This window comes from Haladaptatus rarus (assembly GCF_054177585.1).
In genome coordinates this window covers 127,522-140,052 of record NZ_JBPEHG010000005.1, presented here as the reverse complement: position 1 = coordinate 140,052, position 12,531 = coordinate 127,522, and the positions used below count along the sequence as shown (strand labels likewise).

At 56.9% G+C, this 12,531-nt stretch carries 7 protein-coding genes; 4 read left to right on the top strand and 3 right to left on the bottom strand.

Features of this window, described 5'->3' with window-relative positions; all coding sequences use genetic code 11:
- Positions 1-174 precede the first annotated feature (174 nt).
- Together ACR3FE_RS13645 and ACR3FE_RS13640 are read right to left on the bottom strand one after the other, a co-directional pair.
- The gene (locus tag ACR3FE_RS13645; protein WP_458207703.1) at positions 175-657 is read right to left on the bottom strand and encodes a DUF8154 family protein; all 483 of its coding nucleotides are present in this window, start codon (positions 655-657) and stop codon (positions 175-177) included.
- Positions 654-1,313: a nucleotidyltransferase domain-containing protein gene (locus ACR3FE_RS13640; RefSeq protein ID WP_458207702.1), complete on the bottom strand. Its 660-nt coding sequence runs from the start codon at positions 1,311-1,313 to the stop codon at positions 654-656. The genes ACR3FE_RS13645 and ACR3FE_RS13640 overlap by 4 nt, the downstream gene beginning before the upstream one ends.
- 925 nt (positions 1,314-2,238) lie before the next feature.
- Here ACR3FE_RS13640 and ACR3FE_RS13635 point away from each other — a divergent pair.
- The 3 genes from ACR3FE_RS13635 to ACR3FE_RS13625 all read left to right on the top strand — a co-directional run bounded on the left by ACR3FE_RS13635 (position 2,239) and on the right by ACR3FE_RS13625 (position 9,717).
- Positions 2,239-2,610, top strand: coding sequence for a hypothetical protein (locus ACR3FE_RS13635; protein ID WP_458207701.1), 372 nt, complete (start codon positions 2,239-2,241; stop codon positions 2,608-2,610).
- Between the two features lie 164 nt (positions 2,611-2,774).
- Positions 2,775-6,653, top strand: a complete 3,879-nt coding sequence (locus tag ACR3FE_RS13630; protein ID WP_458207700.1) for a type IV secretory system conjugative DNA transfer family protein — start codon at positions 2,775-2,777, stop codon at positions 6,651-6,653.
- A 799-nt stretch (positions 6,654-7,452) separates the two neighbouring features.
- Positions 7,453-9,717 carry a PAS domain S-box protein gene (locus tag ACR3FE_RS13625; protein ID WP_458207699.1) on the top strand — a complete coding sequence of 755 codons (2,265 nt, stop codon included), beginning with the start codon at positions 7,453-7,455 and terminating at the stop codon, positions 9,715-9,717.
- Here the strand turns inward: ACR3FE_RS13625 and ACR3FE_RS13620 are convergent, their stop codons facing one another.
- Entirely contained in the window at positions 9,718-10,782 is a 1,065-nt protein-coding gene (locus ACR3FE_RS13620) for a hypothetical protein (RefSeq protein ID WP_458207698.1), read from the bottom strand.
- 195 nt (positions 10,783-10,977) lie between these two features.
- Between ACR3FE_RS13620 and ACR3FE_RS13615 the strand changes: the two genes are divergently transcribed.
- Positions 10,978-12,486, top strand: coding sequence for a cryptochrome/photolyase family protein (locus ACR3FE_RS13615; protein WP_458207697.1), 1,509 nt, complete (start codon positions 10,978-10,980; stop codon positions 12,484-12,486).
- The last annotated feature ends 45 nt before the right edge of the window (positions 12,487-12,531 follow it).

The following is a 12,531-nucleotide window of genomic DNA, read 5'->3' as shown; positions in this document are numbered from 1 at the left end:
ACGAACGTGAACGAGAGTCAGCGAGAGCAACGCTCTCGCTCGATAAGCACTGGAGCGACCAGCGGGAGCAAAGCGCGCAGCGAGGCGCGGGAGTCGAGCCGCCGAGGGCTTTCAGTACAAATTTCTTAGGTGTATCGTTTGCATGACGATTATCGGTCGCACCCAGCTCAGTTTTCATTTACAAAGACAGTCTTGGCTACGAGTTAACTGAACGATTTCCGTGTGGAGGGTGACAGCAAGGCGAGAGAGTGTCCTCGCACGATACTCTCCGGCAATCCCCGTTCGATAGTAGGACTCTGATCGATTTTCACGCCAGAGTTCTTCAAGTCGCTCAGCGGTGTCCTGAGAGAACAGCCCTGCTCGGACACCTAACTCGTACACTTCAGTATGTCGCTGCCCAGCCACATCGTACCCTTTCTCCTCGACATAAAATTGGATCGAGCGTTCGATCGCGACGAACGAGGCTTCGATAATCACCGTATAGTGTCCATTTCGTTCGAGGAGAAAGCGTGCAGCGTCGATGAGACGACATGCCTTCCGCAATTGGAGAATCGAGGAGTCAGTAACGTGTTCGAGCCCAATCTCCGGATTTTCAGGTGTGCGCTGGAATGCATCCTCTGCACTCTCAAGCGCCGCTTCCATGTCGTTCGAAGTCATTCCGTTTCACCGCCAAACACAGACTGCTTCACTTGGGCGAGTGCCTGGGTGGAGTGTAGTATAATTCCTTCTTGGAAGATCGGTCGAAGATCATCACCGCGTTTGCAGGCACTTTCAACAGACTCAGTGAATAGCTCGAATTCGTATCGCTGCCCATCGAATGTCTGGTCTTCAAGGTCTCGCTTGATGTCCGCGATGGTTCGCCTCGATTGCACTAATTCGTCGTTCTCATCGACGAGGACGAAAATATCGATGTCACTTGCACGGTCGGCCTCGCCACGTGCCACGCTGCCGAAACAGACGATTCCGCCGATAACCGATAGCTCATCAGTAACAGTATCGATAAACGCACGTAGAGGCTTTCGGAACTCTGGTTGCGGGATCTCAAGCAAGGGATCGCCGGCCTCGCTGAGTCTGCCCTCGTTGATGCGGTAGAGGGTCTTTCGACCGACGTCGCGTCGGATGACAAGTCCTAATTCTGTGAGGAGCGAGAGGGCGTTCGAGACACTCGGACCGCCGAATCCGGTGAGGGTCTGCAGGTGACGATTCGAGAACTCATCTGTCGGGTTCTGTGCCGTAATTTCGAGGATATCATCCATTGCCTCGTACCGGAATATTTGTTCGTTCGGGAGCGGGAGTCGTAGTTCGACGCGCATATCGTTACACTAGATGTAATTGTTTACACCACACATAACGATTTCGCTGATTCTGATCGCCGACGAGATACTTCTGTGAGGGTGGTTCGTCGCCCGACGCAAATCCCGAATTCCAAATGCCGTATGCGGATTTTCGACAAGTAAAGCAAGAATATCACCGGTGCATTTGTGGCTGAAAAGAGCCAATGGAAGGCAAAAGAATCGGCAAATCAAGTGATGCGCCGTTCTGGATACGTTGACTGCCCATGGATGGAAATACTCGCCAGCATTTACCTAGGCTACGGAAACTAACCAACTTTACGCAGTTCGAATGAGTTGATCCACTGGAAATTCCGTGGTCGTCTTCATCTCTGCATGTTCAAAGAACGGAATCTTGTAGTTAGGTAGAACTTGGCTGACGAGTAGGGGTGATGACGTGAATGCGCGGTCTATCCAGTCTGAGAGGAAGTATAAAAAGTATAAACAAAAGGTCGCACTGTGATGCCGCATACGGCATAATAGTGTGGGAGAAAAACTGAACAATGACACCGACCCATCGCACGGGAGAGGTATTGGACTTGCTCATCCCGTTCGAGATTCTGAACGCTTTGAGCATGGAGTCACAACGTGTATCCTCAAATTCTTAAGCGATAACCACGACAGCAACGTCCATATCCGGCAACTCTCGAAGGTCGTTCCGCTTAGCGAGCGACACGCGAAGCCATCAATATCCTTGAAGCGAATGACCTCGTTGGGACGGTTCATGAAAGAATTATGCGACGTGTCCACATCAACCGAAAGCGACTCGACAATCCAAGCGACCCGATATGCAGCATCCTATAGACGCGCTTCCAGACCCCCGTGCGTATCGCTCGTCAGTAATCGTTGCTTGGTTATTGTATCTGTTCGGACGACCGGATTCCGACGAATCGAGCGAAATCATCATATGCTAGGGCATTTCATCAGCGGACTCATGGCGGTCTACCTCTGGATCCACGGTCTGGGATTACTCGCAGTTGCCGTCAATGCCGGCCATAATCTCGGTATCGAACTCGTCCTGATGGGAAAGAATGTGTGGAAGCGACGCAGTCCGAACGTCTTCTCGCCAGGTGAAGTGCATCAAGTTACCGTTCGTTCCGAGCCGCCAAACAAGAGCGACCTTCAGAAAGCAGAGACGGCTGACGGACGAACACTGGAAGTTGCGGATGTCACACCCGGAGAAGTTTGTCGGGTGAGGATCGCTGGCAAAAGAGGATGGTCAGGATACGCCTATCCCCTTGCGATGACTGACGACACCGACGAGCACGCTGGACGGTGACAGTCCCGATCACTCTTTCCGAACACCAAACACTCATCTCCGAAACGAACAGTTCACACCGTCAGAATAGGAATTTAAGAATACGGCGTGCGCGTCATCGATTGTCACACCCGCTGACGCACGAACACACCAGTCAGCCGCACCAGCCCACAGCCCGCACAGTTATGGCACTCGATGAAACCACACCTGCCACCGACACCACCGACTCGCTCGACACCCTAACGACAGACCCACTGCCAGTCCCGGTTGATATCGAACCAGACGACCTCCCACCAGCACCAGACCCACCCACACCGCGCACGTATCTTGAAATCCGTCCCACGGAAACCCAGCTCAATCCGACCGACGTCGTCCAAGCGATGGACGTGTTGTACTCCCTCTTGAATGAGCGTACGAAGACGGGACTTCGACACGCACTCACCCGTTCGACACACGTTCCTCGCATCGAGTGGTTGCTCGTCGCCGATGGCCGGCCAGATTCAAGCGTTCGCTATCTCGTCGGCAGTACTGACGATGAGCTGCTCGTTGACCTCGAGGGCGTCCTCCGAACATGTTTTCCACAGACCTACGAATTCAGCGAGGTGGAGTTCCACCCCCGATTCGTCGAAGACCACCTTCCGCTCGTCGCACAGGATGGCCATAGCACACCGACGACTTCAGCAACAGCACGTGAAACAACAGAGACGACCGACACGCAAACCGTCGATCCTCACCGATTAGCCAAGCCATACGCCGCCGGTGTGGAATACGAAGGCAATGCCACGATGCGCCAGGATTGGCAGTTGCCACTCACCGCGCTCTATGAGCGAACACAGGGGACAATGAGCGCAAAAAGGAATCACACAACCACATCTCGAACGAAGCGATCGAATGTACAGACCCAGTCTGCACGGATTCCATTAGCGACGCTCATCGAAGCAATCAGCACTGCTGAGGTACCCGTCGTCTATCAAGTCGTCTGTCGATTGCGTGGCGACGACCACACGTCGGCCGAGGTTCACTGCACGAATCTCGAACAAGGAACGGTCACCATCGGCGACCGAATCTGGAACGAACTATTTCCCGAAGCTGCATCCGACGACGCCGACCCACCGCAGATGTACCGCGACCGACTGGAAGCCATCAGAGACCGAGACCTGCGGCGAACGCTCACCGTCTCGGCATGTGCTGTTGCACTCACGCGTCACACCCCGGATCAGGCCGACCAGGTCGCTCGTCGTCTCGCAAGCACACTCGGCCATCTCGGTGGTAGTGACCATACGATTACGGGACGTGTCGCGACAGACAGTGCGGGGCGGACGTACGGTGAGACACCGGAGGGAACACAGATTTACGATGCCCTCTGTGAACGGACAGTCGACGACCCAACCTACGAAACGACGAAAAGTGCGTTTCCATTCACCAGCAATACGAGCACGGGATTGATCGTCACGCCGGCCGAACTACCGGGTTTCTGTCTCCTCGACGGTGGCGCACTCACGCCGAGTGGCAAGCGCGCGTTAGCAACACGGTATGCAGAACGCACGGGACTGGTCCTCCCCTCGCCACAGGAGCTGGCACGATATGTCCCGCCCGGGCAAGCAATCGGAATGCCTCTCACCCACGACCGCCATCCATACGGTCATGCCCTCTGTATCCGTCCCGAAGACCAACGTCGGCACGCGTTCATCGTCGGTGATACCGGCAGTGGCAAAAGCATCCTGATGATGATGGCCGCGCTGACGAATCTCGACGCGACCGATGGGCCCGATATCTTCTTCTTTCATAAAGCAGGGACGGCGACGGAGTTACTCCAGATGTATCATGGAACGTACGGTCGGTTGGACGACGAGCGAGAGATCCTGTATTTCGACCTGACGGAGGTGCTGCCAGCGCTCTCGTTTTTCGATATCAGACCGCTTCTCGAAGCTGGCGTGTCACGCGAGGAAGCACGCTCGCGCAAGGCGGGCCATTACGAAGAAATTCTCGCGGGCGTCATGGGTGGCAAACAGTACAGTCGCGCACCCGAGTCACGGAAGGCGATTCGAAATACCATTCGGGCGTTATTCGACCCGATTCACGGTGCTGATGCCTTCGCGCATGCCGACCTCTATAGAGAACTCCAGGCCATCGAAAAGCAAGAGACACTGCCCTCGGTCTCCGAAGACGCGCTCGCACGCTACTTTACCGGACTTGGCGAGCGTGACCGCGATATGTTCAAAGGTATCATGGGTGGGGCGACCGGCCGTGTCGAGACGGTCGCCACGGATGGACGGCTTGCCCCGCTGTTCGACCACGTTGCAGCCCATGAGCGGAGCGAGCACATCGGCGGTGAAGAATCGGGGGGTCACGACCCACACTTCGATTTCTCAGAGGAGATCGACGAGGACACGGTCATCGTCTTCGATTTCGGGGGGATGGAAGCCAGCGTCAAGCGCACGCTCACCCTTGTCTTGCTCTCAAATCTCTGGACGGCACTCAAAGCCCGTGCCGAAAATCTACAGGCAGCAGCGAATTCGCCCCAAGTGAATTGTTATTTCGACGAAGCGGCTGATGTGGCCGACACGAAGCTGATGGACACACTGCTTTCACAGGGGCGGTCGTTCGGTCTCTCTATCGCACTTGGGGTGCAGTTTCCTGCCCAACTTGACTCCGCTGATCCAGACAGTAACACGTACGAAGAAGCACTCAACGAGATCGCGACGGTCGTCGCTGGCAACGTCTCTCTTGCAGAGCAGCTTGCAGAGGCCTTGGCCACGCCCGACATGCCGCCACACGCGCTCAAGCGTCGGCTCGCTGCGATGCCGAGTGGTGAGTGGCTCGTCCGTCCGGGGTCTGGGTTCGATACCCCCACGGTGCGGCCGTTTCTCGCGAAATCGCTGCCCGCACTGCCGGGCCATCCTGCGAGTGACCAACCGCTTTCAGGGACTGATAAACTATTGTTCGAGGCTGCGTTCTACCGGCTCAAATCACAGACCTTCCTGGACGCAGGGCTCGCGCAGGTTGAGGCAATGACGAACAGGGGGGAGATGGGTGAGACCGACACAGACGCGGATTCGGATGCGACTGACGAATCGGCCACGCAGTCGACTGTCCGAGTCGATACTCTCTTTCCACATACGGAGCGGATTCCGACGTGTGTGGCCTACGACGAGGATACACACTCCCTTCGATGTCTCCGATGTGAGAACCGGTATGATCCATCGACCGAAGGAATGCTCCGTGCCATCGAGTGCTGTCACTCACTCGATACCGTCGACCGCGACGACATTCCTATCTGTGAGTTCAATCTCAAGCTGGCACCTGTAGAAATCGACGCTTCAGAGTGGTCGGTGAAACAGTTATTGTTCTTACAGGCGGTGTATAATGCCCAGCAGTTGCGCTACGACCCGTTGGAGTACGATCTACTCACAGATTCGATGCTCCGTCTGCAGGAGTACGTTGGTATCGGCTCTGATGCGGTGCGAGCACTGCTCGATGCTGATCTGCTGAGGCACGATACCGATCACCCACACCGGTTGTATACGGTCACGTCCGATGGGCGAGCCGTGATTGGTGAGAGTTATCGGCAAGATGTTGATTATGGCCATGGGCGCGGTGACCTCGAAGAATCCACCGAGCACGTCTTTGCAGTTGAAGTCCTGCGGCAGTATCTCGACCACGAATATGTACAGAACGCGAAGTCAGCTGTCGTCGACGTCGTCCCCTACTATGAGATCGACGAGCAGCGTCGTCTCGACGTTGCTGGCCTCGATGCCGATGGTGAAATCGTCGTTGCAGGTGAAGTTGAGCGCGTTAACCATGACATCCGACGGGCTGTTCCCGAGGATTTCGATAAAATGGCTGACAGCGATGTCGAGGAGGCAATTTGGGTCGTGCCAAAACAGGCTGCTGGCCACAAGGTGCTTGCGGCGTTGAACGACCCGCTCGAGGGAACGCCACGTGTCGAAAAGACGTATGCGGAGACGACGCCGCCCCAGCAGTTCCGTATCGACACGCCAGGAATGACAGCCATATATCCAGTTGGGTGGTTGCGCGATCGACTCGACGGCCACGATTCATGATCGATTTCGTGGGGACAGGAGTCGACTCCCTTGCTCGTGGAAGGAGTGCCATCCCTCTGTTGTTCATTATCGACCGTCTCTCCCGCAAAGGGGAGGTATGACGCGGGTCGAATTTCAACGATGAGTAGACAGTGGGGGAGAGAACGAAGAGGGCCTCGTCAACAGAACGTGTCGGGTTAGTCTTCATCGCGACGGCTAGTGATATTTATTCTGGAAGGTATGCGGCTCGTCGGATTTCATAACTGGACAAAATCGATAGACGAGAGCCGATTATGAAGAGTTTCGTTGTGACGGTGGACGCCATTTCATCACAGGAAAGACAGAGAAGGATGGTCTCTACTGCGCGTTTACTCGTTGGATTCGGTCGGTTCGGGAATTGGTGAGGCTGTGTATGGCGGGGGTTCCTAGGTCTGTTTTTAGATTCTTATGGGGACAACTACCGGTCAATAGAGCCGATTATGAACTCGAAGAGAGGATTGTAAAACACCTAGAAGACATATAATCGGGTCTCGTCTCTTGATTCTAAGTATGAGATGGACTTCATTGAGTAACGTTGAAAACTCAACCTGCGTAACAGTAAAGTTTGTTATTAAATATATAAGTAAAAGGATTATAGCCAAAATCATTATTTACTTAACATACAATGACCACACCTCACAGGATGGCCATTTGCAAAGAGAACCTTATCGGACGGTTATAGAGAGATTCAAACAATTCGATTTGATTAGCTAATAATGACGTCTGAAAATAGTATTGATTTTCAGGGGAGTAGTTCTATGTCTGACTAAGAAACAATAGTATGCAAACCGATATTCGGGTGCTGTACCTCGGTCCCACCGCCGACACAGGTATACAAGTAGGTGAATTAGAAAGTTCATCAGAGCTATCATTTCACACTGCAGACGACGAGCAAGCGATCCTCGATGCTGTATCGGACGAAAGTGTCGACTGCATCGTCAGTGGGTACGAGCTTCCAGCGGGAAACGGCATCTCCCTGTTAGAGCAAGTTCGTGACCGAAACCCGAATTTCCCCTTCGTGCTCTGTACGACGACCGGCGACGAAGGTGTCGCGTGGAAGGCCATCATGGCAGGCGTTTCAGAGTACGTCCCCGCCGAAACGGACGAGACACGAGTCGCCGTACTCGTCGACGCGGTCGAACGAGCGGTCACAGACGCCCGTCGGGCGAAAGAGCGATCCGATCGGTACAAATCCATCGTACAGGCGATGGGTGACGGCGTCTACACCCTGGATACGGAGGGTGAGATAACCGCAGTCAACGACACCCTGACGGAGATATCCGGATACGACCGGGACACGCTCGTCGGAGAACACGTTTCCATCCTGTTGGACGATACCGACGTGGCTAGAGGCGACCGAGTCATCCGTGACCTCCTTCAGGGGAAAAAGGACGTCGGGAAGCTCCAGATGACACTCCACACGGAAGATGGGCGATCAGTCCCGTGTGAAACTCGTATCGGCCTGCTCACACACGGCGACGAGTTTCTCGGAACCGTCGGCGTGCTGAGGAGCATCGCAGAGCACGAGCGCATCAAGGCGGCACTCCGCAACGAGAAACAGAAGATCGAAGAACTCCACGAAGTCGCCTCGGAGATGGAGGCCTGTCAGACGGCGGATGAGATATGCGAGTTGACCATCGACGCCGCAGAGAGCATCCTCGAATTCGACATCAGTGGCGTCGACCTCGTCGAAGATGGCTACTTCATCCCGAAAGCCATCTCGACGGGGATGACCGACGACGGGTACAACCAGCTTCGCGTCGACGAGGGGATCGCCGGACAGACGTACCAGAACCACGAGACGCTCATCTTCGACGACCTGCACGGAGTTGCGGACGCCGTTCCAGCACAGGACGAATATCGGTCACTTCTGAGTGCCCCGATCGGCGAGGAAGGGATATTCCAGGCCGGGTCACGGGAGGTCGGCGCATTCGACCAGGAGGACGCCGAGCTGGCAGAGTTACTCCTCTCACATACGTCCGAAGCACTTCGGCGCATCCATTCACAGACCGCCCTCCGCGAAAGTGAAGAGAAATATCGAACGTTGGTCGAACAGAGTCACGACGCGATCTACATCTATCGAGACGATCAGTTCGTGTTCGTCAACCAGCGCGTGTGTGACCTCAGCGGGTACTCCCGAGACGAGCTCGGGGAGATGAAGATATGGGAGCTCTTGCACCCCGACGACCGAGAACGGGTCAAGGAGATCGCAAGTGAACGAATGCGTAACGGCGACTCGCCACACTACGAAGCGCGTGTCGTGACGAAGGGTGGTGACGTTCGACACGTGGAGTTCAACGTGCGTATCATCAGCTACGAGGGCGAGATGGCACAACTCGGCTCTGCGCGTGACGTGACGGAGCGAAAACAGCGAAAACAGGAACTCAAACGGCAGAACGAGCGCCTCGAAGAGTTCGCCAGCGTCGTCTCACACGACCTTCGTAACCCACTCAACGTCGCACAGGGCCACCTCGAACTCGCCAGAGAGCGGGGCGACGAACACCACTTCGACAAGACGAGGAACGCCCTCGGACGGATGGGAAGTCTCATCGGCGACCTGTTGACGCTCGCACGACAAGGGTTGGTCGTCAGCGATACGGAGCCGGTCGAACTGACGACGGTAGTTCGACAGGCGTGGACGAACGCCGATACACAGGAGAGCACCCTGATCGTGGATTCGCTTGGAACGGTGAGGGCCGACAGAGGAAGACTCCAGGAACTGTTCGAGAACCTCTTTCGAAACGCCATCGAACATGCAGGGAGTACGACGACAGTTCACGTCGGGAAACTCGACGACGCATCCGGAAACAAGGAGATGAACGGCTCGACGGACGAGTTCGTCAGTGGTTTCTACGTCGAGGACGACGGTCCCGGAATCCCACCGGAAGAGCGCGAATCGGTGTTCGAATACGGACACACGACAGCAAAGAACGGGTCTGGATTGGGACTGTCGATCGTGGACGGAATCGCAGAGGCACACGGTTGGTCCGTCTCGGTCTGTGAGGGTCGCGATGGAGGAGCCTGTTTCGAGATCCGTCGGGAGTGACTACACCGACCGGAATCCTTCGATGGTCGGGGATTCGAGCGGACTCGACGGAAGGCCGGCGGTGGGGTCGGGGTCGTTGTAACCACGCGGAGCGACATCGTTCGGTGCGTCCGGGTAGAACAGCGACGCCAGCAGTTGGATCTGACCCCGCCCGATGCTCAACTCGAACTGGCCCCCGCCGTACAGCCGGATATCGTGCCGTTCACAGCGTTCGAGCGTGGCGAACAGCGATTCGACGCTTCCGAACCGCGAGGGTTTGATGTTCAGCCAGTGCGGTTCGAACGAGAGCGATTCCACGCTCTCGACGCCCGTAATCGGCACATCCCAGGAAATCCTATCGCGGGCGGCGTCGAGGATAGACGCGGTCTCGTCGGTGTACGCCGGGTCCTCGATGACCACGTCGGGCAGTCCGTCCCGCACACGACGATAGAGGTCGGGGTCGGGCGACTGGCCGACTTCGGTGTCTTCGTACTGTGCTTTCAGATCCACGATTCGAATCCGGCCCGTCTCCGCCAGTTCCGAGACGAGTTCGGCAGACCACTCCGGCGTGGCGTCGAGTTTGAACGCGAGTCCGGGGTCGATGTCGAGCCACCGCCGTACGCGCTCCGCACTCGGTGGGTCACCCAGGCGCGTGCTCACGACGAACCGAATCGGTAACGCGGTGCGATCGAGGACGGTCGGGAGGTCGGTATCTGCCTGTCGGAGCGCCAAATCCAGCGCCGCGCTCTCGAATGCCCACCGTCGGTAGTGCCGGAAATCCGCACGCGACGGGCCGCGGGGGAACAGATCGAGGTCGGCCAGTCGCGTCGAGAACTCGTCGAAAGTGTACCCACCCGTGACATCGACTCCTTGCTCGCCCGACCCATCGAACGAGGCGTTGGCCAGTGCGCGCTGGTCGTCTTCCTCGTAGGTTACGTCCTCGCCGCGACCCGTCTCACCGCCACCGCGAAGGACGATCTCGGTCGTGACGCGCGTGAACTCACTGGAAGTCTCGCGTTCGTGGGTTTCGAACTCACAGGTCTCGATCTCGACCGGAAGGTCGGTGACCGCCTCGTAGAGAGTCATGGAGAAAGGGACGGCGGGAGCGGAGTTAACTATCGGGTGTGACCGACTCGTGGCGGACTGCTCGTCACGGTGCTCAGTATATTTCAGTACAGTCCAGTACAATCGTATCAGAGGAATCCCCCGAAGTGACCGAATAGGGACGAGACACGGCTGGTCGGGGTGTACGCTTTTGCTACTCGAAGTCGTCTCCGACCTATGACCGTGTGGGTACTTGGCGACCAGTTGACCACGCAGGTCGGCCCGATTACAGACCGGGCGGACGAACGGGTTCTGCTGGTGGAGGCACACGACTTCGCCCGCCGGATGCCGTACCATCCCCAGAAATTGATGCTGGTCTATAGCGCGATGCGTCACTTTCGAGATGAGCTTCGAGAAGTCGGTCGAGAGGTCGTCTACCGGCAGGCCGAGACGTTTTCCGAGGCACTGGAAGCACATTTCGAGGAGTTTCCCGACGACGAACTGCGGATGATGACCCCCGCGAGTCACGGTGCTGGCGAACGACTCGCGGAACTGGTCTCCGACGCAGGTGGACAGCTCGAACTCGTGGCCAACGACCTGTTTCTGGTCTCACTGGCGGAGTTCGACGACTGGGCGGGCGACAGCGAACGGATTCGCCACGAGCAGTTCTATCGCTGGGCGCGAAAGCAGACAGGTTATCTGATGGACGATGGCGACCCTGTCGGCGGTAAGTGGAACTACGACGAGCAGAATCGTGAGACACCACCGTCGGATCACGAGTTTCCAGACACACCATCGTTCGAACCGGACGAGACGACCCGCGAGGTGCAGGCGTGGGTCGAACGGGAGTTCGAGACGTGGGGCAATCCCGATGGATTTCGGTGGCCCGTCACGCGCGGGCAGGCGCTCGACGCGCTCGACCATTTCCTCCAGTACCACCTCGCCGACTTCGGGCCGTATCAAGACGCGATGCTCGATTCCGAGTGGGCGCTGAACCACTCCCTGCTCTCCTCGTCGCTCAATATCGGACTCCTCCATCCGCGTGAAGTCATCGAGGCGGCGATCGACGCTTCCGAAGCTGGGGTCGCCGACAGCGCACCCATCAACAGCGTCGAGGGGTTCGTCCGTCAGGTGCTCGGGTGGCGCGAGTTCATGCGGCACGTCTACCGTAGGCGGATGCCCGAGATGGCGTCCGCGAATCGGCTCGATGCGAGGAGAGGGCTGCCAGAGCTGTATTACACTGGCGAGACAGAGATGAACTGTCTCCATCACGCGGTCGAGCGTGTGCGGGAGCGCGGCTACGGCCACCACATCGAGCGACTGATGGTGCTTTCGAACTTCGCACTTCTCTACGCGGTCACCCCGCAGGAGCTCGATCGGTGGTTCCACTTCGGATTCGTCGACGCCTACCACTGGGTGACGACACCGAACGTGGTCGGGATGGGCGTCTTCGGCACGGACGCAGTAGCGACCAAACCATACGCCGCAAGCGGTCGGTATATCGACCGGATGAGCGATTTCTGTCGTCACTGTCGATACGATGTCGGGGAGACGGAAGGCAAAGACGCTTGCCCCTTCAACGCACTGTACTGGGACTTTCTCGCCGCGAACGAAGACGACCTCCGCGACAACTACCGGATGGCGCTCGTGTACAGCAACCTCGACGGGAAAGAAGAAAACGAGGTTGAAGCGATGCGCGACCGTGCATCGGAGATTCGAGAGCAGGCGAGAGAGGGTGATCTCTAAGACTTCGAGACGGGGAGTCATTTGCTACGGAATCGTTTCTTCAGA

Bases quoted from the DNA above. Each gene is read 5' to 3' on its own strand.
- ACR3FE_RS13645 (WP_458207703.1), bottom strand. From the start codon at position 657: ATGACTTCGAACGACATGGAAGCGGCGCTTGAGAGTGCAGAGGATGCA.
- ACR3FE_RS13640 (WP_458207702.1), bottom strand. From the start codon at position 1,313: ATGCGCGTCGAACTACGACTCCCGCTCCCGAACGAACAAATATTCCGG.
- ACR3FE_RS13635 (WP_458207701.1), top strand. From the start codon at position 2,239: ATGCTAGGGCATTTCATCAGCGGACTCATGGCGGTCTACCTCTGGATC.
- ACR3FE_RS13630 (WP_458207700.1), top strand. From the start codon at position 2,775: ATGGCACTCGATGAAACCACACCTGCCACCGACACCACCGACTCGCTC.
- ACR3FE_RS13625 (WP_458207699.1), top strand. From the start codon at position 7,453: ATGCAAACCGATATTCGGGTGCTGTACCTCGGTCCCACCGCCGACACA.
- ACR3FE_RS13620 (WP_458207698.1), bottom strand. From the start codon at position 10,782: ATGACTCTCTACGAGGCGGTCACCGACCTTCCGGTCGAGATCGAGACC.
- ACR3FE_RS13615 (WP_458207697.1), top strand. From the start codon at position 10,978: ATGACCGTGTGGGTACTTGGCGACCAGTTGACCACGCAGGTCGGCCCG.